Here is a 24,488-nt window from a genome sequence, read left to right on the forward strand (position 1 = left end):
AAGCGTAGTTCTAAATTTTTATATCACTATGTATTCATGTTATATTTTTTTGATGTACGCATAGTATACTGTGTTATTTTGTTCTGTTTTATCTAAAAAATTAGCTGTAAACTTAGTTTTTCCTGCTTTTAATGAAACGGTAAATGTGGTTGATACATCAGTTTCATTTACATCCTTTTCAAATTTAAGTTGATTGTCAAACTCAATGGTAGCTTTTACAAAACTCAAGTTTTTTCCTTTTGGAATATCGTTTTCCAAACCGGGTAGTTCTTCTTTTGTTATAGCAGGTGTTGTTGCATTTATAGCTAAATTTGATTCTATAGGATAACGTCTTAAAGACACCTCGTAATTGCCGCTTTTTAAAATATCGACACTCCAGTACCCATTACCAATTACACCTTCTCTAATATAAATTTGGTTCCAAGGATAAGCGCCCGATTCTGCATGAATATCATGCGCAGTAAGTGTTATTGGGTTCTCATGTTCTGAACCTAGTTTAAAGTAAACTTCTTTATCAAAATCTTTAGAAACTTGCGTCCACCAGTTTTCATAAAAGGCTTTCATTTCATTTACTTTTTCAGGATGTTTAGCTGCAATATCATTTTGCTGTCCTTGATCTGTAGAAATGTTATATAGTTCTTTTCCGTTTATCAATCTCCAATTTCCTTGCATAACGGCAGAGTTTTTCCATTTTTTAGGATGTTGAACACGTTGCGAATCTGTTACTAGCATTCTGTTTTTTAAGGTGTCTTTTCCTCTTAAAAGTGGCACTAAACTTTGTCCGTCTAAAGGTTGATGGTTTTTTGGTAAATCAATGCCACACAAATCTGCTAAAGTGGGCATAATATCTAATTGTGCGGTTAATGTATTTATATCTTTAGGCGTTGTGATTTTTCCGTTTTTCCAATGAATAAAAAACGGGACTCTATGTCCACCTTCATATTCACTTCCTTTGGTACCACGCATATCAGCATTAAACCCTGTAATCCTGCCTTTTTTATTGTAATACCCAGAAGAGGTACCATTATCGGTCATGAAAATTAGAATGGTATTATCGGCTACATTTAATTCTTTCAGTTTGTTTCTTAGTTTACCAAAATTATCATCAATATTGGTAATCATTCCGTAAAAACGTTTTTGGGTATCTGCCAAAACATCTTTACCTAAATCTTTATATAAATTGTAATATTCCATAGGTACATTGTATGGACCATGTGGAGCATTTGGAGCGATATAGCAGAAAAAAGGATTGTCTTTATTCTTCTCTATAAAATTTAGAGCTTCGTTGAAAAACACATCTGTGCAATAGCCCTGATATTTTTGAGGTTTTCCGTTATGAAAATAAGTGTCGTTAAAATAGGTGTTGTTCCAATAATCTGGTGTTTGTTGTACGCCACCACCACCGTGCATTACGGTTTCTTGAAAACCTCTATCTTCTGGTCTAAACGGGTAGTTGTCTCCTAAATGCCATTTTCCAAAACCACCGGTTTTATACCCAGCTTCGGCAAACATATTGGCCATAGTTTTTTCATTTTCTCTCAACAATGACCAGCCTCCAACGGTATGCCAAACTCCTGTGCTATTGGCGTATCTAGCCGTCATTAATCCAGATCGAGTAGGAGCGCAGGTAGGGCCCACATGAAAATTAGTTAAATGATAGCTTTCTTTGTGGAAGTTATCAATATTTGGTGTTTTTATAATTGTATTTCCATGTGCACCAACATCTCCGTAACCTTGATCGTCGGTAACAATAAGAATAACGTTCGGTTTAGATGTGTTTTCGGTTTGGGGATTCTGCTTATTTTTAACACCACAACTTGTAATGATTAAAAAACAGACTAAAACTTTTATAATTTTCATCTTATTGATTCTCAGTTTAGTTTTCAATATTTAATATCACAGAGCTTACAAATCCCCCAGTATCAGGAAAAGTTAATTCTACTGTGTTATTTCCGTTTTTAGTGTTTTTTATATTTGTAGGAATTGGGATAACTCCAAAGAACTGTTCTCTTCCTGCTTGGTCGTACCCTGCCCAATTAGATGGCACATCTACAGTTATTCCATTAATTTTAACAGTAGGTTTTTTACTTAAATTATGAGCTCTACCAAGTCCCATTTTTATTGTGGCATTACCTTTTTTACTTGTTTTTACATGCTCAATAGTAAAAGTTATTGGTTGTTTTGCTGTAATAGGTTGTAAGCAGGTGTTTGAATAATTATTAGTTTCGGTAACCGAGTTTGTAAATTTGGTAGGATTAATATCATAATCTAAAATTATGGTTTCGCCTGCTTGTAAAGTGATTTCTGATAATGTGTTTTTTTCTTTAACATACAGAAGCTGTGGTATTCCATTTTCTGAAATAAAAGAGCGTCTAATAGTTAAATTTTTAATTAGCGCCTTGCTTTGTTTTAGATAATCTAGATTTATAGTTTGCTCATTGTCTGCTAAATTATTGATGGCGACATACGCTTTTTCTTTTTCACTAAAAGCATTTACCTGAATATCAGGGTTATTAGATGTGGTGTAAATCCTATTACCATTAACATCCTTCCATAATTCCCAAAACTTTTTTAGATGGGTGTATTCATAAGTTTCGTTTTTAGTTTTTCGTATTAATACCCATGGGTAAGGGTGGCCTTCTTTGTTTTCTTCAGATTTATAAAACCATGCTGCTTTACCAGTAATAAAAGGAACAGCTTTTAATAAACGGTCTGGTTTATCCAAAAGGGACATTAATATTTTGTTGTAAGACATTAGGCATACACCATTAAGTTCTGGCGAATATGGTTTGCCTTGTAATCCTTTTGCTGTAAAACCATATTCTGAGATTAAATGTGGTTTTACTTTACCCCATTTTTGATAGCTGTAAGATTCAATTAAATCTAGAATAGCTTCAGAGTTGCTACCAGATCTATAATTAAAACTGCCTTCAACATTTCTACCATCGTAAATATGAGTTGCAAAAAAGTCCATGTTTTCACCAGCCAAATCCATAAAAACTTTCATTCTTGTATTCCAAATGGCAAAATTATTTTTGTCATATTCTGGCCATGCTGCACTATAACCTCCAACAAGTATATTGGGAACTTTTGCTTTAACTTTTTCGGCAACTATTTTGTGAAATTTAGACATTTCGATAATAACGTCGTTTGTTTCTTGGTAAGTTTTAACAAAGTCTTTAGCGTGTACAAAAGGTTCATTCATTACTTCATAATATTTAGGCATTACAGGGTATGCGTGTTTAATGTATTCTGCATTAAATGCTGCTGCTTTTTGGTAATCTCCTTTATATTGAAATGCTTCTCTTGGATGGTTTGTAATGATTAGATCTTCGGTTTTATACTTGTTATAGAGAAGTGCTTTTTTATATCTATTAGAATTGGTTATACCTAAATTTTGTGCATTTTCAATAGATAAATTATTTTTATTGATTTTTGAATAGGGGCGTGGGCCTCCAAAAGTTCTTCCAAACTTAATGCCTAAATCATCGAATAAATATTCGGGATTATCTGCTAATCCATTATCCGTATAAGACCCATGCATTGCAAAGTATTTTTCTCTATTTAATTCGCTTTCAGAACCTATAAATTTTTGAGTAGTAAAATCTATATTAACTGTGTTGTTTTGAGAAAATCCTACTAATGCTATTAGATAGATAACAAAAAATAAATGATATCTTTTCATAATTGTTTTTAATTTAGTTAAACGACTTATAATGTTTTTACATAGTTACTACTGATAAAAGCCATAAAAACGACTTTCCTAAACATCATTACTTTATTTGTTTTAGTATGAAACCATTTAGCCATAATGTTCCTTTGGCATTGATACTTTTAAATTTTAAAGTAACAGCTTCAGAGCCATTTGATGTAAAGGTTGACTGTATTGAAATTGGTTTACGCTCACCACTGCTAGAATTATCATAATAATTCACAATATGATCGTCGGATGTGCGTGTAAAACTTCCATCTACATCTTCAATAGTAACTTCTATGTCGTTGGTTAATTTAATATCCGTTTTTCTGGCATGGTGAAAGGTTTCTATAGCATATTTACCAGCTTTTAAGTTCGTTAGTTTTAGAGTGATTTCTCCTTTTTCAACAAATACACCATCTGTACCCACAAAACTTAAATCACCAATCATACTAGTACCATTTCCTAACCAATTTATATTTTGATCCGCACTTATTTCTACTTGTGTATTGGTTTCTTTTAAGTTGTATTTTAATTCGTTCTTAGAGTTGCCTGTCCATTCTTGCCATTCAAATTGCACCAATTGTTTATCGCCACCAATATCTACGCGTTCTATTGGATAATCGAAAATAGGTTGGGCTTGGTTTGTAATTTCGTTGGTGTTAAATTTTACGGTATTAATTGTTGCTTTTCCTGACTTTAAACCTTTCGCTTTTGCAGTAATGGTTATGGTACCTGTTGCATTAGTTCCTTTTACATATATAGCGGCTACACCATTGTACACTAGAGCAGGATTGGCATAAATTTTTCCATTATCAATTATTTCGCCAGCGCCAGATATTGAGAACTGAACTTCGTTTTTTGTGGTGGTAACGACTTCGCCATTTTCATCTAGAATAGAAGCATATACCAATCTAATATCCGATCCGCCTGCATAAAATGGTTGATCTGTGATGTTATATTCAACTTTTATATGATGTGGTTTGCCTTCTTTTTGTCTTGTAAATTCAGTTACTTTTTCTCCGTTTGAATATCCAATAGCTTTTAAGGTGCCTTTTTTCCAATTATGTTTGAATGTAAATGAAGGATGATTTAAATTGGTTTTTGTAACATCATTATCCGGTAATTGTCTTGCTATTAGTGTTCCATCTTGATATAATTCTACTTCTTGACAGTTACTAAAAACTCTAACTTTCCCGTCTTTTGAAGCTGTTTCATCTGCAATATGAACTATTGGTTTTTTTACAAGTTCTGATTGATACCAGTAATAAACTGGCTTCGGGACTCTATAAGGAGACAGCACGCCATAAGTGGTCATGAAATCTCGCGACCATTGATCATCGTTAATATCGGGTTGTAAATGATTGTAATCTGCACCCAACCAAGTAATGGCTGCAAAATTATTTTTATTGCCTTTGTATCTTGAAATATGAAATTGATTGACTTCAGCATTTGGAGAACTTCCGTGTTCCATAACCATAGTAAACGCACTTTCAGGGAATTCTGTTCTTCTATAATCCATTGTGGCATGAACATCTGTAATGCCTTCATTTTTTGGACCATCCCATGGCGCAGAAGCCGAGGCTGTTAATCTAAAAGGGTCTTCTTCTTTGGCAACAGTTTGCATTCTAGGTACAGGACCTCTATGATTGATACCTGCTCCCCAAACTATAATTGACGGATGATTTCTATGGTTACGAATCATGGTTCTGGTTGCTTTTTCTAAGTTTTCGAACCAAGTATCATCGCCCCATTCAATCCAAGTAGATGGTTCTTCATAAACAAAAATCCCTAATTCATCACAGGCATTAATAAAAGCATCATCTTGTGTGTAATGTGATAATCTTATAATGTTCATTCCTGCTTTTTTATACTGTAAAGCTTCATTATAATGAAATGAATTTGGAACGGCATCGCCAATATTAGGATAACTTTGATGGCGATTGGCACCTACTAAAAAAAGTGGCTCTCCATTTAAAACGAACCCTTTGCCTTTTTCTAAAGAAAATTTTCTGAATCCGAATTTGTTTTCTACAAAATCTACAGGTGTTTCTTCGTTATAAATAACAGAATTTACACGGTATAAATATGGTGTATCTGGAGACCATAAATGATAATCTTCTTCAACGGTTGCAGATTGCCTAAATGTATATGATGAGTTTGCAGCAATAGTTACTTCTGAAATGAGCTTCTTAATTACAAAACCATCTTTATTAATAATATTGGTTACTATCTTACTGTTTTTATCTGTTGAATTTTCATTTTTTACAGTGGTTTTAATAGTAACTGTACCGTTGTTTTTGTTTACAGTTGGTGTTGTAATGTGCACGCCAGCATCAAAATTTTCCCAATTGAAATTAATATGTAGTTTATTTGTGGTTACTAAGTAAACATCTCTGTAGAGTCCTCCAAATTTTACATAATCTGTTCTATGAGGATCGGGAGCAATAGTTTGGTTATAGGTGTTATCTGCTTTTATAGCAATGGTATTTTCTTGTCCGAATTTTACAAAATTGGTAATATCAAAATGAAAAGGAGTATAGCCATTTACAGCATAATTACCCACTTTTTCTCCATTAACCCATAACTCTGTTGCGTTATGTACGGCTTCAAACTCTAAAAATATTTTTTGAGAAGTATTAGCTTCAATCTTCAGTTTTTTTCTATACCAACTAATATCTCTTAAATAGTTTTCTTGTACCCAAGTTTCTTTAATACTATCCAGCTCATAAGAAACTAATTGCGGGTTATGTGGTACAGAAACATCTTCCCAATTACTATCATCAAAGTTTATGCTTGTTGGTTTCGCTTTAAGATCTCCTAAATGGAATTTCCATCCTAAATTTAGGTTTGTTTTTGTCCTGTCTCCAGCCTCAAAACCTTTTGGTAAATTATTACTTTGGGCAAAATTAAAATGACCAATTAGAAGTCCGATAATTAAGAATTTGATTTTCATTTTTTGTTGTATAAAATTTATCCATACCAAAAATATTTATTCTTATCTCGTGCGGTAATTAGATATGGATAGAATGATAGAACATATGGTCTAAAATGAAAAAAGGCTTTGAATTTTCATCCAAAGCCTTTCTTATTAATACTATTTTTTAGTTTATTTTAATTCGAGTTCTTTAATTTCAATGTCGGATTTACCTCTTAATTTGTGGTAGGCTGCAGTCAATTCAGCTAATTTGTCTTTGTTAGTATTTGCTAAATCATTTTTCTGAGCTCTATCTTCTTTTAAATTATAAAGTTGATATTCATTAGAAATTCCTAATTCAATGTTTACTTGCTTATTAATTGGCTTTCCTTCGTAAGGCGGAATTAATACCCAGTCCCCACTGCGTAATGCTGTTTTTTGACCAGCCTCTAAAATTAAGTTTTTTCGACCCTGGTTAGATTTTCCTAAAAAGGCATTTAATAGTTGTTCACTATCATCTGTTTTTTCAGTACTACCAGTTAAATGTGCTAAAGAGCTAAATAAATCTAACTGACAAACCACAGCATCTGATACCGTTGGCTCAATAGTTCCTTTCCAGTATGTAATAAATGGCACATGTGTACCTGCATCAAACAAGCTATATTTTCCACCTCTTAAACCTCCGGTAGGAGAGTGGTTTCCTAATTTCTCTACAGCATCATCATTATATCCATCATTTAATACCGGGCCATTATCACTAGATAAAACAATAAGTGTATTTTCTAAGATTTCTTCTGTTTCAAGAGTTTTAATGAATTCTCCAATAACCCAATCGGCCTCTAAAATAACATCGCCACGTGGTCCCATACCAGATTTCCCAACAAAGCGCGGGTGTGGTGTGCGTGGTACATGTGGTTGTTGTAAGGCATAGTATAAAAAGAATGGATTTTCCTTATGTTTTTTTACATAGGTTTGCGCTTCTTTTAAAAAGTGGTCTGCCATGTCTACATCGTTCCATTTTGCAGCTTCGCCACCTTTCATGTATCCAATTCTAGGTATTCCGTTTACAATGCTGTTATTATGGCCATGGTGCCATTCCATAGATAAAAGTTCTGGATTATCTTTTCCTGTAGGCTCTCCTTCAAAATTTGTTTTGTAACTAATTTCAATAGGATCGTTGGGATCTAAACCGTCTACATGACCGTTTCTTATATACACAGTTGGCACTCTATCTTGTGTTGCAGCCATAATATACGATTCTTCAAAACCAACTTCATTTGGCCCAGGAGATACGCGTTCATTCCAATTTACATTTCCTCTACCTAAACCTAGATGCCATTTACCAACGATAGCAGTTTGATAGCCTTGTTGCTTTAACATTTTAGGAACTGTAGTTTGTTCTGTACTTATAATTAATGGAGCTGTACCTGGTAAAATAGCAGCATCTTTATTCCTCCATGGATATATACCTGTTAAAATCCCGAAACGGCTAGGAGTACAGGTTGCTGATGTTGCATAACCGTTTGTAAAACGTACACCACCATTGGCTAATTTATCGATGTTGGGCGTAGAGATTTCTGTTGCTCCATTTGCGCTGATGTCACCATAACCCAAATCATCCAAATAAATGAAAACAATATTTGGTTTGGTTTCTGTTTTTTGAGGTGCTTCTTGCTTCTTTTCGTTTTTACAGCTTACGGATAAAGCAAGCGTAATTATCATAATAGAGCATTTAAAAAATGTTGGTTTAAATAGTTGAATCATAAAGAAATAGCTTTAGTTTGAGTTTGTTGATTTTTTTCTAGTTTGTTCCCATCTTTTTTCTTCTTTAAGCACATTTTCTGCATGTGGATCAAGCCAGTTAGGATCAATATTTTTAGCATCCCATTTTTTATAAGCAGCTTCTAGATTGGCTATGATTTTTGAATTACCATCCGAAATATCATAACGTTCTAAACTGTCCTTTTTTAAATTAAACAGTAGGGTTTTGTTTTTATAAGCACTCTTGTATAGTTTGTAATCTCCTTTTCTTACTGCATATTCAAAGTTTCCAGAAGACCTCCAAAAAAGTTCATCGTGTGGTGCCGATTTTACTTTATTTGTAATATATGGCAATAAATCTACTCCATCTAGTTGTTTTTCTTTTCTTGCCTTAGCTCCAGCCGCATTTAAGAATGTAGGAAATAAATCTAAAGATGATACAATATTTTGATAATGTTGATTCTCTTTAATTTTCTTTGGCCAAGTCATGAAAAATGGCACTTTTATACCGCCTTCAAATAACATCCCTTTATGACCTCTATATGGTCTGTTATCTGCATGTTCAATTCTACCGCCATTATCGCTTAAAAATACAATAATAGTATTGTCTTTAATATTATTGGCTACCAAAGTAGAATCTATTCTACCAACATTATTATCAACAGCGTTTACCATGGCAGCATAAATACTTCTACCAGCGTATTCAATATGTTTTGTTTTTTCTAGATATTCTCTAGTTGCTTGATCTGGCGAATGAGGTGCATTATAGGCTAAATACATAAAAAAAGGTTTGTCATCTTTTTTAGAAATATACTTAATAGCTTCATCTGTAAAATCGTCAGTAAGGTACTTTAATTCGTTTTCAGGAACAACTTTACCATTTCTATATATGGTTTGAATATCATTTTTGGATTTCCCCCAATAGTTCATGCCGCCTCCAGGAAAACCAAACCAATGATCGAAACCTTGATTAGGAGGATATAAATCTGGATGATCTCCAAGATGCCATTTTCCAATAGCACTAGTTCTATAGCCTTGTTCTTTTAATGCTTCAGACATCATTTTTTCTGATAAAGGAGTTCCTACTGTTGCATCATTTTCTTGATGATAAGGCATGTTACAATCATGACCAAAACGAGCTTGATAACGCCCCGTTAATAAACCAGCTCTCGACGGACTGCAATAAGGGTGAGATACGTAGCCGTTTGTAAATACAACACCTTGAGAGGCTAACCTGTCTAGATTTTGAGTTGGGATGTCTGTGCTGCCATTAAAACCAACATCGGCCCAACCTTGATCGTCGGTTAGGATCACAATAATGTTAGGTTTGTCTTGACCAAATGTATTATTTATGGAGGTAAATAATATTAAAAATAAAAGGCCTAAAGTTCTTTTTCTGAAATTCATTTTTACTTAGTGTTTACAATTATGTTATCTACCGCTAAACCAATAGAAGTTGCTTTTATATTTATGGTTCCTGCTTTTTCGGTGCCTTTAATAATTGCTAAACATTTACCGTAGAAAGCTTTGATGTGATCTTCTTTAAATGATTCTAATGATGCAGAGTTACCATTCCCCACAGATTCTAAAACACCATTTCCGGTTATTTCAAAATTCACTAGGTTTTCAGCATTCGGGCATAAGTTACCATCCTTATCTTCAATTCTAACGGTTATAAAAGACAAGTCTTTTCCGTCTGCATCGATTTCAGTTCTATCAGCTATTAATCTGATTTTAGCAGGTTTTCCAGCTGTTTTAATTTCTTTGGTAGCAGCAACTTCACCGTTTTTATAAGCAACCACTTTAATGCTACCCGGTTGGTAAGGCACATTCCAAGACAATCTGTATTTTGACTTAAACATACCTCTTTTAAATCCGTACCCTGAATCTAAAAAGCCTCTGTATTCTGTGTGCACGTCGGTTAAATCTTTTCCTTTTACTCTTTTTCCGTAAGATTTTCCGTTTACAAATAGTTCAACTTCATCACAATTGGTATAGGCGTAAACAGGAATAGTTTCTCCCTTTTTAGCTTCCCAATTCCAGTGAGGTAAAACGTGAACCATCGGTTCTGTTGTCCATTGACTTTGGTATAAATAAAATCTATCTTTTGGAAATCCACATAAATCTACAGGAGCAAAATAAGAGGCGTGAGATGGCCAATCGTCATTCCAATAACCATTGGTTGTATTATCTCGACCACCATAAGGCGTTGGTTCTCCTAAATAATCAAAACCTGTCCAAATAAACTCTCCTAAAGAATGTGGATTTGCTTCTTGAGCAGCAAATTCAACATCTGGAGAATATGCCCAAGATGGTCCAACAGTAACATCGTAACTAGAAACCTGGTTGGTTTCCTTTTTAACCTTGTAATCTAAGGGTATATCGTAATAACCTCTTGTACTGGTTTGAGAAGATGTTTCAGATCCATAAAAAATCATATCCGGGTTTTGTTCTCTAATTTCACCGTAATATGCCGGTTTGTAGTTTACACCAACAACATCTATTTGATACGCTAATTTATTTGTAAATGATGCAGGATAGTAATTAAAACCAGCAGTTGTTGGTCTAGTGTTATCTTCATCATGGCAAATATCATTAAGCATTTTTGCTATTTTCCAACCATCTGGTTTACCTTGCTCTAAAATTTCGTTACCAATACTCCACATAATAACAGAAGGATGATTACGATCTCTTTTTATCATATCTCGTAAATCGGTTTCTGCCCATTCATCAAAATAATTACTGTAGCCATTAGGTACTTTTGGTAGTTTCCATTCATCAAAAGCTTCATCAATAACAACAATACCTAATCTATCGCAAACTTGTAGCATTTCTGTAGATGGCGGGTTATGACTTGTTCTTAGAGCATTAGCGCCCATAGATTGCATAATTTGCATTTGACGCTCTGTAGCTCTATAATTTACAGCGGCTCCTAGAGGTCCTAAATCGTGATGCATACAAACACCGTTTAGTTCTACAGCTTTTCCGTTAAGGTAAAAACCTTCTTTTTTAAATTCAATTTGTCTAATACCAAATTCTGTTTCAAACTCATCTACAACGTGACCATCAATTTTAACTCGGCTAATGGCTTTGTATAAATTAGGAACACCAATATCCCAAAGTTTTGGGTTGCTTACTTCAATGTCTTGAATTTGTTTTCCTTCGGAATTTTTTTCTAGTTGAATAGTTTGAGTAGATACCGCAACACTATTATTTTCTGTATCTAAAATAGTTGTCTCTAAAGTAGCTTCCGTATTAGAATCTGTTGCGTTTTTTATTTTAGTTTCAATTTTAACAGTTGCTTGTTCTGCAGTTGCGTTTGGCGTTGTAATATAGGTTCCCCATTGCGGAATATGTACGGCATTGTTTATTTTTAAGCGTACATTACGATAAATACCAGCACCAGGATACCATCTTTCCGATAGGACTTCTGGAGCACATTGTACTGCAATAACGTTATCTTCTCCAAACTTGATATGCGGTGTTAAATCGTACTCAAAACCACTATAACCATAATGCCTTTTACCAACATTGTGGCCATTAATAAATACGGTAGAATTATCCATTACACCATCAAATTCTATAGAAATTTGCTTGTTTTTATGGTTAGAATCAACAGTAAAATGTTTTCTATACCAAGCAATGCCATCTATTGGTAAACCACCATTTCGGGCATTGTGCTTATTATCAAAAGGACCTTCAATAGCCCAATCGTGTGGTACATTTAATTTTCTCCAACTACTATCATCTAAAGTGATGCTTTCACCTTGAGGAATAGTGTCTTTTTTAAATAACCAATTCTTGTTAAAGTCTTTATCGGTAATTAACGTTGGTTTGTTCTCATTACATGAAAACATAAATAGAATTAAAATGAATACTAATATTTTATGAAATTGCATAATTCAATTAGGGTTTAAAATTTAATCGATTTTGGATTTTTTATTGTTGTTTTTAAGTCTGAAGGCAATAAATAGAATTGATATTGATATGTACCAGGTTTTATTAAATATTCGTCGTGAGGTTCAGCACCTGGAGACCAAGTATCATCGCCACCCACACCAGTTTGATTTAAATCGATGTTGACAGTAAAAACATCTCTATTAACTAATTCGTTGGTGTGTTTTGCTTCTTGTAGATTTTGTGTGCTATATGGTATTACACTAAAATTTAGTTTGTCTTCACCAGAAACTAACACCGATTTACCTTTTGGGTTTTCTAGTTTAAACCAACTTATTTCTGTACGGTTTCCGTATTCTTCTGGATAAACATATTGGTAATTCATGCTGTTTACATTTCCAGAATACAAACCAACATGTGCACCATAATTTCTATCTGCATAATTTGGTTGTGGTCCTTTGCCTAAATACGTTACGTTTTGGAATGTATTCGGGATATCGAATTGCATACCTATACGCGGTACATTTGGCGCTCTATCGTTAATTTTAGCGGTGTATGATACTTTTACTTGGCCATTTCCTAAAATGGTGTATTGTAAATTAACTTCCGTTTTTGGTTTTTCAATGGTACCTAGAACATCTATTATAGCTTTACCGTTTTCATTTTTAACAACCGCAACTTGTTCAGCTTTAAATTGATCGCCAGCATGTATCCAATCTAATTCGTTTTGTTTTTTAGTTGCTTTTCTATATGCTTCATCATTTTCTGTTTCAGCTCTCCAAAAGTTTAATTTTAAAGGTGAAGACATTAATGATGTACCTTTAGATATATATGAAGTGATATAACCGGATTCTCTATCTATTTGAAGTTTAATATTTTTGTTTTCAACGGTTATAACGTTTTCTTTATCAATGATATTTAAAGCTGATGCGCTTTTTACGGTGTTAGCTTCTTTAACAGTATAATTTAATTTAAACTGTTCATTAAAAACGATATAGCCTTTGTTAGCCCATAATTCATTTGATTTTAGCTTACCTTCAATATTGAAATAATAAGCACTAGCTGCATTTAATTTCGGCTTTTTGTAACTTATTTTTAATGCACTAGTTTTAAAAGGAGCTGTTGTTAATTGGTCTATCGTTCCTTGTTTTATAACCACACCATTTTCTGTTATATTCCAAGACAACTCGTATTTAGATAAGTTGATGGCATGATGTCTATTTAAGATTTTAAACTCCCCTTTTTGAGCATCTATTTCAGAAATTTCTACAGGTTGATTTACTTTTTTACACTCGTACATGGCTGGTTTGGGTGTTCTGTCTGAAGCTATAACGCCATTTATACAGAAACTTCCTGAGTTTGGTTTATCTCCAAAATCGCCGCCATAGGCTAAGAATTCAACACCGTTTTCATCTGTTTTCACAATGCCTTGGTCGATCCAATCCCAAATATAGCCACCTAAAGCTCTGTCGTTTTTATAAATAACATCCCAATATTTTTTCATGTTACCAGTTGAATTCCCCATAGAATGAGCATATTCACACATTACAACAGGTCGGTTATCAATTGGACTTGTATGGTCTATTAAATCTTGTAAGTCTTGTGGTGAAGGGTACATTCTACTTAGCATATCTACCCAAGATGGATCTGTTGGGTTGCCTTGGTTTTTCTTGAAGAACTTTTGTTTGTAGTCCGGATGAGAGGGAGCACCTTGGGCACCTTCATAATGAATATAACGTGTTGGGTCAAAATCTTTAATCCAACCAGACATGGCCGCATGATTTGGCCCCATTCCAGACTCGTTACCCAAACTCCACATTACTATACTTGGGTGGTTTTTATCACGTTCCACCATTCTAATAGCGCGCTCTAAGTAAGCCTGAGCCCAACTTGGCTCATTTGCTAATTTCCCACGAATACCATGTGTTTCTAGATTTGCTTCATCCATAACATAGATTCCGTATTTATCACATAAATCATAAAAATAAGGATCGTTAGGGTAGTGGGAGGTGCGTACGGCATTGAAGTTAAATTGCTTTAATAGTTTAACATCGGTTTCCATATCTGCTCTAGATACCGTTTTACCGTTTTTCATGTTATGATCGTGTCTATTAACACCAATCATTTTTACAGAATTTCCGTTAACTAAAAATCTGCCTTTATCATCAATTTCAATTTCTCTAAAACCAACTTTTGTACTAGAGTATTGAATGGTGTTTCCTTTATCGTCTTGCAATTCAAATAAAAGTGTATACAAATATGGATCATCAGAAGACCATTTTCTAGGCGATTTAACTTCAGTTTCAATTAAACCGAAATAGACATTATCACGCTGCGGATATCTTTCTCCAAAATAATCTCCTAATTTTAATGCGTTGTTATTGCCAACTGTATAGCCTTCAGCATCGATTAGTTTGGTTGTTAAGGTCCAATTATCAACCGTAGTTTTTAAAGGATTATCTCCAAAATGGCCTACTTTTTCAATATACTTATCTGTAATGTTGGCTATAAAATCTGGTCTTATTTGTAATAAAGCATTATTGTAAGCGTCATCGAATTCTGTTCTAACAAAAAAGTTAGATAAACGTACTTTAGGCACGGCTTTTAAATAAACTTCTCTTTCAATACCACTCATGCGCCAATGGTCTTGTGCTTCTAAATAACTACCGTCGCACCATCTATAAACTTTAACAGCAATTGTATTTTTACCTTTTTTGATGTTTTTAGTGATATTAAATTCTGATGGTAAACGCGTGTCTTCACTATAACCAACAAATTCACCATTTATCCAAACATAGAATGCAGAAGATACGCCTCCAAAATGAAGAATGATATCTTGTTCATTCCAAGACTCATCGATTTCAAAAGTTTTAATATAGTGTCCAACAGGATTATCGGAGTTATTTATATATGGGAAATCACTAAAAAACGGATAAGTTGAATTCGTGTAAATAGGAGTCCCGTAACCTCTCATTTCCCAGTTTGATGGTACATCTATGGTTTTCCATTTGGATGTATTATAGCTTGTTTCTTGAAAAGAATTAGAGGCTTCAGCAGGCGTAGCCACCCATTTAAATTTCCAATCGCCGTTTAATGTTTTATATTGGCTAGAAGCTTCTCTTTCTCCAGAAATAGCTTGGGCTTCATTATCAAAATTATAAAAAGTTGCGGTTGCCGGAAGCCTGTTAATTTGATTAACCTTCGGGTTCTCCCAATCATTTTGCTGAGCAAAAATAGAAAGGGATAGAATAAATATTAAATAGCTTAATTTAAATTTTCGCATGGGTTATTTATAAAAATTAAATACTTATAATGTTTTATTTAAAGCCGAAATGTCTAATGGATCGTCCATGTCTTTTTGAAGCTTTAATAGTTGATTGAATAATGTTTTTACGCGTTCTCTTTGTTCAGGGTTTTTAGAAATGTCATGTATTTCCTCGGGATCTTTTTTAAGATCGAATAACAATACTTTTTCAATTTTAGGGTATACCAAAAGTTTATATCCGTCTTTTCTAATCATCCTTTGGGCATCTTTATAAGCACCGTAAATAGCATGGTAATTACTAGTTTTCTTAGCACCTTTGGCAATGTCTAAAAAAGTATTAAACTCAATATACTTTGGTTTTTCTACACCTGCAATATCTAGTGAAGTGGCCATGGCATCTTGCAAATACACATCTACATTCGTTTTTTTATTCTTAGGGATATCTGGTCCTAAAATTATCATTGGTGGTCTAATACTATGGTCAAATAAGCTTTGTTTACCTATTAAACCATGTCTTCCCATAGCTAAACCATGATCTGCAGTGAAAATAATATAGGTGTTGTCCATTTTACCAGAAGCTTTAAGCACTTCAATTATTTTACCTATTTGTGCATCTACGTGTGTAATACTCGCGTAATATTCTTTGGTATGTGTTTTTACAGCTAATTCAGTTCTTGGAAAAGGCGCTAAGGCTTCATCTCTAACATTTATACCGCTAGCAATATCCTCATTAAAAGGGTACTTTAGTAAATAACTTTCGGGTAGTGATATGCTGTCTAAGTTATACATATCAAAATACTCTTTTGGAGCTTGCCTCGGATCGTGAGGGGCATTAAAAGCTAAGTACATAAAAAAGGGATTGTCTTTAGTTTTTGCTTCATCTATAAAAGATATAGCATCATCTTTTAATACTTCACTCCAATGTTTTCCGCCTTCCCAAAAACCACCTTTAGACGTGTCAAAAGAACTCCAAGTGGTGTCGTTAATAGATTTTGGTCGGTTATAACCATTAGGCATAATAGCTTCGTAATCTGGATTTTTTGTTTTAGATAGCGAATCGAATTTTGCAACCATTTCCCAATGATCCCAAGTGTCTTTTGGCATTCCCGGACGCACATGTTTGGTATGTTGAAAAACCTGGTTTGCAGGTGCATCTACATGCCATTTACCTGTCATGTATGTATCATAACCATTTGTTTCTAGAAGTTTTCCCCAGGTTTTATTTAAGGAGTCTTTTTTTATCCAATTTTTTCTGAAGTTATTTACATTCCAAACAGATCTACCAGAAATTAACATGGCTCTAGAGGCAGCACAAACGGCGCCACTCCAAGCTCCCATGTTGTAAGCATTTGTAAATGTGGTTCCTTCTTTAACCAACAAATCCATTGTTGGGGTAATTATTTCATTATTCCCAAGTGCATGAATAGAAGAGTAAGTTTGATCGTCGGTAAAAATGAAGACGATGTTTGGCTTTACTTTAAAAGCTTCTTTTTCAACCTTTTTGTTACATGAAGAAATAGCAACTATTAAAAATAAAAAACAGATTTTAATTTTCATGTTTCACGTATAGAAATAAAATTAGTATTTTTTTTTGATCACAAGTCTAATAGAGACTCGTGAGAAAACTTCTAGAAAAAGTTACAATACAAATTTGATATTTCTATATTTAAATGCGAATCACAGATGGTTTTTAAAGGGTAACAAATGTTTTAAGCATCTGTTTCCTCTTTATTGGCATCATCAGAATCTGAAAGACTTATGTACTTGCTAGGGATAACTCCAAATTGCTTTTTAAAGCATTTAGAAAAGTATGAGGCCGTGTTAAAACCAGTCATGTACATGATTTCTTTAACAGAAAGGTCGCTGGTTTCTAATAACTGTACAGCGCGTTTTAAACGAATATTTCTAATAAACTCACTAGATGAAAGCCCGGTAAGTTCTTTGGTTTTTAAATATAAGTTACTTCTACTCATATTCATTTCTTTTACAAACATTTCAACGCTAAATTCTGAATTCATCATGTGTTTTTCAACAATTTCAATAGCATTTTGAAGGAAAGATTCATCGGAAGATGTTACTGTAATCTCATTCGGTTGTAAAGTAATATCTCTATTAAAACGCTTTCTTAATTCTTCACGATGTTTTAAAATATTCGAAATTTTTAACTCCAAAAGTTCTAAATCAAATGGCTTTCTTATATAAGCATCTGCACCTGTTTTTAGACCTTCAATTTCTTTTTCTTGAGATGTTTTTGCGGTTAACATTACCACAGGAATATGACTAGTTTCTTGAGAGCTTTTAAGCTGATTACAAAATTCTATACCATCCATAACAGGCATAACTAAATCTGTAATTACAATGTTAGGCATAAATTTATTTGCTAATTCTAAGCCTTTTTGGCCATTTTCAGCTTCGTAAACATAATACTTTTCTCCAAATCCTTTTTTAATGAAAGATCTAATGTCTGCATTATCATCTATAATTAATAATATAGGTAGCTTAGATCTTGATCTCGATATGTTTTGGTCAACAATATCATCCATAAAACTTATGGCATGAGAGTCGGCATCTTCTTTAGTAAGGAAAGTGTTGGATTCAAAAACCTCATGAAAATTTGTTTCATTGTTCGTATTAAAATTTTCTTTGTCTTTTGGCAGCCATACTATAAATTTCGATCCATTTTCCGAATCGCTAATTACTTTTATAATCCCTTGGTGCAACTCTACAAGGTTTTTTGTAAAAGAAAGTCCAATACCAGTGCCTTTTGTGTCTTTTTGCTTAGTGATACCTATTTCGGTATAAAAGCGCTCAAAAATATGCTGAATTCTATGTGCAGGTATCCCAGGACCAGAATCTTTAACTTGAATTACAACGTATTTAGATTGCTCTATATCCATTAAAATACCTTCAGGTTCAGTGAAATCTTCACCATCAAATATATCTAAGCTGATAGCGCCTTCTTCCGGAGTAAATTTAAATGCGTTTGATAGTAAATTATTTATTATTTTTTCAACAGCATCAGGATCAAACCAAGTTAAAATGGAATGTTTTGAAGCATCTATTTTAAAAAAGATATTCTTCTTTTTGCTTAAAAATTGAAAAGGTTCTCCTATTTCTTTTAGAAATTCAACAATATCACTTTTACTTAAATTCAGATTCATTTTACCCTGATCCATTTTTCTGAAATCTAATAACTGGTTTATTAATCTCAGTAAATAGTCGGTGTTTTTGCGCATAATTCCGTACTGGTCGTTGGTTTCCTTAGGACTGATGGTTTCACCTTTTTTTATTAGGTAATCTAAAGGACCTTTTATTAGGGTTAATGGCGTTCTGAATTCATGCGATATATTAGTAAAGAATTCCAGTTTTAAACGGTGAATTTCTTCATTTTTTTCTTTCTCAAATTGGTTGAGTTCCAATTGATGCTTTTTAGCAGAACGTATAATAGTATATCTTCTATAAGCTAAAAGAAGACCTATAGCGATTAGCAAGTAAAGAAATTTAGCTGCATTGGTACGCCACCAAGGTGGAATTACATTTATCTTTAATTCTACAGGAGTTTCATCCCAAATATTATCATTGTTTGATGCCTTAACCTTTAGCGTATAAGTTCCTGGTTCTAGGTTGGTATAAGTGGCATATCGATTGTCTGATGTTGTGTAAATCCAGTCTTTATCAAAGCCTGCAAGTTTGTATGCGTATTTGTTTTTACTAGAGGCGGCATAGTGTAGTGCGGCAAATTCGAAGGAAAAACTATTTTCAATGTATTTTAATTCAATCTCGTCTATGGAGTTTATAGATTTGTTTAAAATTACGCGTCCGTTGATTTCTTCACCAATAGAAACGGGTTTATTAAAAATAGAAAAGGCAGTAAGTACAGTTTCTGCTTTTATTTTGTTGCTAATAATGTCTTCTGGATAAAATGCATTAAATCCGTTTACACCACCAAAAAGCATTTTACCGTCCTTAGTTTTAAAGGCAGATAATTCACTGAATTCGTTGCTTTGCAAGCCATCATTTACATCGTAATTTTGAAAGGTTTCATTCTCGGTATTAAATTTTGATAATCCTTTATTTGTAGAAAGCCACAGGTTTTTTTGATCGTCTTCTAAAATCCCTTTAATAACATTATTGGGCAGTCCATCTTTTTCAGAATATGCTTTAAAACTAATCTTCTTATCTGTTACAATCAGCTTATTCAATCCGCCTCCAAAAGTCCCAATGTAGAGATCTCCAGATTTGGTTTCAAAAACAGTTAAAATATAGTTGTGGCTTATAGACGTTTTGTCTTTTGGATTGTTTTTGTAAATATTGAATTTTGGATTTTTTACATGAATTTGATCCGGCGTTAATCTAGATAAACCATTACCAGTAGCAAACCAAATGTTTCCTTTTGAATCTTGAAAAATATCACGAATAATGTTGTTAGAAATACTAAATTTCTTGTTTGGATTGTTAGAGAGTATGTCTTTCTTAAAACTAATGCCGTCTTCATTAATTAATCGCCTATGTACACCTCCATTGTAGGTGCCTATCCAAATATTTCTATCTTTATCCTGAAGCAAAGAAAAGACGCCGTTTGGAAATTCTTTTAAAGGTTTTAAATCATTATCTGTTAGAATATTCGTGTGTGATAATTCTATTTCAAATAACCCAGGAGAACCTTCACCACCAATAAGTACTTTTTTGGAATCTTTTAAATGTATTTCTTCAATGGCAAATACCTTGCTTAGTTTTGTTAAATGATGAAATTGATTATAATTTTTTTCATTTGCTGTTTTACTCAAAAAATTTAAGCCACCGCCTTCGGTACCGATCCATAAGTTTTCGTTACTGTCTTCAAAAATAGAACGGACTTTATCGTTACTTAAACTACCAGGATCTAAGCTGTTTTTAATATGTGTAAATTGTTTTTTGTGAGGATCAATTTTGTTAATACCACCGCCATTAGTTCCAACCCATACAATACCGGCGTGATCAATAAATATTGATCTTACAGCATTTTTACTCAGGCTAAAACTAGGGTTTTTTGGGTCATATTTATATTTGCCAATTAACTCTGGTGTTTTTGTTTCAGAGAAATTCATGAATTCCAAAAGACCATCATCTGTTCCTGCCCAAATATGATTATCATTTATAGAAACGGCATTGTATGATCCTTTACCTATTAATTGAACCTCTTCAATGTCACTATTAACAACATATCGATATAATCCATCATTAGTACCTAAAATTAAATTACCATAACTGTCTTCATTTATCGTTTTTACATCAAAATAGGGTAAATTAATAAGGTTGTTCACGTGATGGAAATAAAAATCTCCATTTTTATCTCTCGATAATTTTGATAAACCGTTAATACCTCCAAACCAAACTTGGTGTTTACTATCTTCATAAACTGTGCTTATATTGTTTTTAGACCTTGTTGGTTTAGAACTATTTTGATAGAGGTTGAAATGTTCAAATTTTAAAGAGTCTATTGGTTTAGAGAGATCAGCCATATCTATACCTTCATTACTACCAACCCATAATCTATGGCTGCTATCACGAAAAAGCACTCTAATATGGTCGCTTTTTATACTATCCGGATTGTTTGGGTCACTTTTAAAAGATTTAAACTCTTCAGTTTGTTTATCAAAATAATTTAAACCTCCACCTGTTGTAGCAATCCATAAGTTACCTTTGCTATCGTCAATAATTTTCCAAATTAAGTTACTGCTTATGCTCTTTGGATTTTTAGAATCTGGTTTAAATATTCTAAAGTTGTAGCCATCATATTTGTTTAATCCGTCATGCGTACCAAACCACATAAAAAGGTTGTCGTCTTGAAATATGGTATTAACGTCACTTTGAGACAAACCATTTTCAGTTGTAAAATGCTCAAATTTTACCGTATTTTGGGCATAACAATACGATACAGTTATCAATAATAAATAAATTATTAGATTGCTGTATTTTTTTTTTTTGTATTGTTTATTGAAGCTTTTCGTCATATTAACAAATATATAAATTAAACAGAGAAAAACTAGGTGTTTTAATTTAACTAGAATACACGTGTTATTGATGTTTTTGCTTAAAACACTGTAAATTAGATTATTAACTTTGTGTTTCTTATTGATGGATTTAAAATTATAACATATGTTCTAGCTTTTAGAACATATACTATAACCCAAAACACTTTTATCAACGAACTTTATCGAATATTACAAATAGTGTTTAATGCTTATTGTTAACTGTAAGTGTTAAATAGAAAAAAATAGTTTTATTAGAAATTTTATCTACAAAAAATGAAATATATAGTTTGCGAAAAACCCGGAGAATTCATCTTAAAAGAAAAAGAGGCGCCCGTTAGAAAAGCTGGGGAAGCTTTATTAAAAATAAATAAAGTAGGCATTTGTGGTACCGATTTACATGCTTACAGTGGTAATCAGGCCTTTTTTACTTATCCAAGAATTTTAGGACACGAATTAGCTTCGGAAGTTTTAGAAATCGATGAAAATGCAAAAGGAATCAAAGCCGGAGATAAAGTTGTGGTTATGCCTTATGTAAGCTGTGGCGAGTGTATTGCTTGTAGAAACGGCAAAACTAATTGTTGCACAAATATTCGCGTTTTAGGTGTACATGCCGATGGTGGTATGCAAGAACAAATTACCGTTCCTGCTAATATATTATTACCTGCCAATAATCTTTCAAACGATCAAATGGCTATTGTAGAACCTTTAGCTATTGGCGCTCATGCTATTAGGAGAGCAGATATTAAAGCAGGAGAAACTGTAGTGGTTGTGGGTTGCGGTCCTATCGGGATTGGTATTATGAAACTCGCACAAATTGCAGGCGCGAAAGTAATAGCCTTGGATATGAACGAAGACCGATTAAAATATGCTAAAGAAAATATAGGTGTAGATTATGTTGTAAACGTGAGTAACGATCCTGTAAAGCAAATTGAAGAGATAACCAATGGCGACTTAGCCACTGCTGTATTTGATGCTTCGGGAAATAAATTTGCTTTAGAGGCCTGTCCAGATTATATGGCTCATGGCGGACGCTTTGTTTTAGTAGGTCTTTCCAAAGGAGAATTAACATACACACATCCAAAAGTACACGCCAAAGAAATGACTTTAATGTGCAGCAGAAATGCCACAACAGAAGATTTTAAGCACGTCATTAGTGTACTAGATCAATTTCCAACAGAATCTTTTATTACGCACAGCGTACCATTTACAGAAATGATAGCCAATTTTGATAGTTGGTTAAAACCAGAAACGGGTGTTATAAAAGCAACTGTAAATTTCAATTAGAAAATGTCTAATAATTACGTACAAATAGATCCTAAAGACAATATTATTGTCGCCATAACGCCTTTGCAAAAAAGCATGTTTATAGATGTTGCAGGTCAAACGTTTACTTTACAAGAAGGTATTAAGCAAAAACATAAATTTGCTTTGTACGATTTTAAAGTGGGCGATGCCATTTATATGTATGGTGTTTTAATTGGAAAAGCTGTGTTACCTATAAAAAGAGGAACAGCTATTACTATTGAAAATGTAAAACACGCTTCCGCGGAATTTAACGCTTCACAAGAAAAAATATCTTGGTCGGCTCCTGATGCTTCTGCTTTTGAAAATCGCACATTTAACGGCTATCACAGAGAAGACGGAAAAGTAGGTACAGCCAATTATTGGTTAGTAATTCCGTTAACCTTCTGTGAAAACAGAAATATTGATGTTTTGGAAGGGGCACTTTCAGAACAATTAGGTTACGAAACCAAAAAAGATTTCGCTGTAGATACCGATGCATTAATTAAGCAATATAAAACAGGAGGTTCTGATACCGATATTCTAAACACACCTATTATAACAACTAAGGAAGAAATAGAACAAAACAGAACCTTCCCGAATGTTGATGGTATTAAATTTTTAAAGCATGATGGTGGTTGTGGCGGTATTCGTCAAGACTCCGAAACACTTTGCAAGTTACTAGCGGGTTATATTACAAACCCAAATGTTGCTGGAGCAACCGTTTTTAGTTTAGGTTGCCAAAATGCGCAAATAGAAATGTTACAAAGCGCTATTAATGCTATAGACCCTAATTGTAAAAAAACGGTTCATTATTTAGAACAGCAACGCAGTTCTAGCGAACGCCAATTAATAGAGGAGGCTGTAAAACATACTTTTTTAGGATTAATACAAGCTAATAAAACAGTCCGTAAACCGGCACAATTAAGTAAACTTGTATTAGGTTTAGAATGTGGCGGGTCCGATGGGTTTTCTGGTATTTCAGCGAATCCAGCTTTAGGTTATGCTTCCGATTTATTGGTTGCTTTGGGCGGAAGTCCTGTGCTTTCTGAATTTCCAGAATTAAACGGTGTTGAACAAGACATTATTAATAGGTGTGTTACAGATGAGGATTCTAAAAAATTCTATGGTCTAATGCGTGCGTATTCAGCAGCTGCTGTTGCCGTTGGGTCGGGTTTTGAAAATAACCCTTCACCTGGAAATATAAAAGATGGTTTAATAACCGATGCCATGAAATCTGCAGGAGCAGCAAAAAAAGGAGGTACATCGCCTGTTGTTGCTGTATTAGATTATACCGAGCAGGTTATAAAACCGGGTTTAAATTTATTGTGTACACCTGGAAACGATGTAGAATCTACAACCGGTTTAGTCGGTTCAGGCTGCAACGTTGTGGTGTTTACTACAGGTTTAGGCACACCAACTGGAAATCCGGTGGCACCTGTTTTAAAGATGTCGAGCAATACCAATTTATACGAGCGTATGAATGACATTATAGATATTAATGCAGGTACCGTAATTACTGGCGAAGACACCATCCAAAGCATGGGCGAAAAAATATTAGACCATATTATTAAGGTGGCTAGTGGAGAAGTAGCTTCAAAAGCAGTTCTGCACGGTAATAACGATTTTATTCCATGGAAACGTGGTGTTTCATTGTAA

The 24,488-nt window shown here is 33.6% G+C and carries 11 protein-coding genes; 2 read left to right on the forward strand and 9 right to left on the reverse strand.

Annotation, left to right across the window (positions count from 1 at the left end):
• Positions 1 to 39: 39 nt before the first annotated feature.
• From HNQ90_RS07545 to HNQ90_RS07585, 9 genes are all read right to left on the reverse strand, one after another.
• Entirely contained in the window at positions 40 to 1,860 is a 1,821-nt protein-coding gene (locus HNQ90_RS07545; RefSeq protein WP_144117291.1) for an arylsulfatase, read from the reverse strand.
• 16 nt (positions 1,861 to 1,876) lie between these two features.
• Positions 1,877 to 3,685 carry a beta-agarase gene (locus HNQ90_RS07550; protein WP_144117293.1) on the reverse strand — a complete coding sequence of 603 codons (1,809 nt, stop codon included), beginning with the start codon at positions 3,683 to 3,685 and terminating at the stop codon, positions 1,877 to 1,879.
• 88 nt (positions 3,686 to 3,773) lie between these two features.
• A complete protein-coding gene (locus tag HNQ90_RS07555) occupies positions 3,774 to 6,650 on the reverse strand; it encodes a glycoside hydrolase family 2 protein (RefSeq protein ID WP_144117295.1) in 2,877 nt (958 codons plus the stop codon).
• Between the two features lie 153 nt (positions 6,651 to 6,803).
• Positions 6,804 to 8,333: a sulfatase family protein gene (locus tag HNQ90_RS07560; RefSeq protein WP_241678387.1), complete on the reverse strand. Its 1,530-nt coding sequence runs from the start codon at positions 8,331 to 8,333 to the stop codon at positions 6,804 to 6,806.
• A 54-nt stretch (positions 8,334 to 8,387) separates the two neighbouring features.
• Positions 8,388 to 9,779: a sulfatase-like hydrolase/transferase gene (locus HNQ90_RS07565; RefSeq protein WP_042506606.1), complete on the reverse strand. Its 1,392-nt coding sequence runs from the start codon at positions 9,777 to 9,779 to the stop codon at positions 8,388 to 8,390.
• Between the two features lie 2 nt (positions 9,780 to 9,781).
• The gene (locus tag HNQ90_RS07570; RefSeq protein WP_144117298.1) at positions 9,782 to 12,271 is read right to left on the reverse strand and encodes a glycoside hydrolase family 2 TIM barrel-domain containing protein; all 2,490 of its coding nucleotides are present in this window, start codon (positions 12,269 to 12,271) and stop codon (positions 9,782 to 9,784) included.
• A gap of 14 nt (positions 12,272 to 12,285) precedes the next feature.
• Positions 12,286 to 15,552 (reverse strand): beta-galactosidase, LacZ type, encoded by a 3,267-nt coding sequence (gene lacZ, locus HNQ90_RS07575; RefSeq protein ID WP_144117300.1) that lies wholly within the window; start codon positions 15,550 to 15,552, stop codon positions 12,286 to 12,288.
• A 24-nt stretch (positions 15,553 to 15,576) separates the two neighbouring features.
• A complete protein-coding gene (locus HNQ90_RS07580; RefSeq protein ID WP_144117302.1) occupies positions 15,577 to 17,091 on the reverse strand; it encodes a sulfatase family protein in 1,515 nt (504 codons plus the stop codon).
• 152 nt (positions 17,092 to 17,243) lie between these two features.
• Entirely contained in the window at positions 17,244 to 21,461 is a 4,218-nt protein-coding gene (locus HNQ90_RS07585) for a hybrid sensor histidine kinase/response regulator transcription factor (RefSeq protein ID WP_241678388.1), read from the reverse strand.
• 360 nt (positions 21,462 to 21,821) lie between these two features.
• Here HNQ90_RS07585 and HNQ90_RS07590 point away from each other — a divergent pair, with 360 nt between their 5' ends.
• Together HNQ90_RS07590 and HNQ90_RS07595 are read left to right on the forward strand one after the other, a co-directional pair.
• A complete protein-coding gene (locus tag HNQ90_RS07590) occupies positions 21,822 to 22,832 on the forward strand; it encodes a zinc-binding alcohol dehydrogenase family protein (RefSeq protein WP_144117306.1) in 1,011 nt (336 codons plus the stop codon).
• Positions 22,833 to 22,835: 3 nt separating this feature from the next.
• A complete protein-coding gene (locus tag HNQ90_RS07595) occupies positions 22,836 to 24,488 on the forward strand; it encodes a UxaA family hydrolase (RefSeq protein ID WP_144117308.1) in 1,653 nt (550 codons plus the stop codon).

It is taken from the genome of Algibacter amylolyticus, assembly GCF_014202225.1.
Lineage (GTDB): Bacteria > Bacteroidota > Bacteroidia > Flavobacteriales > Flavobacteriaceae > Algibacter_B > Algibacter_B amylolyticus.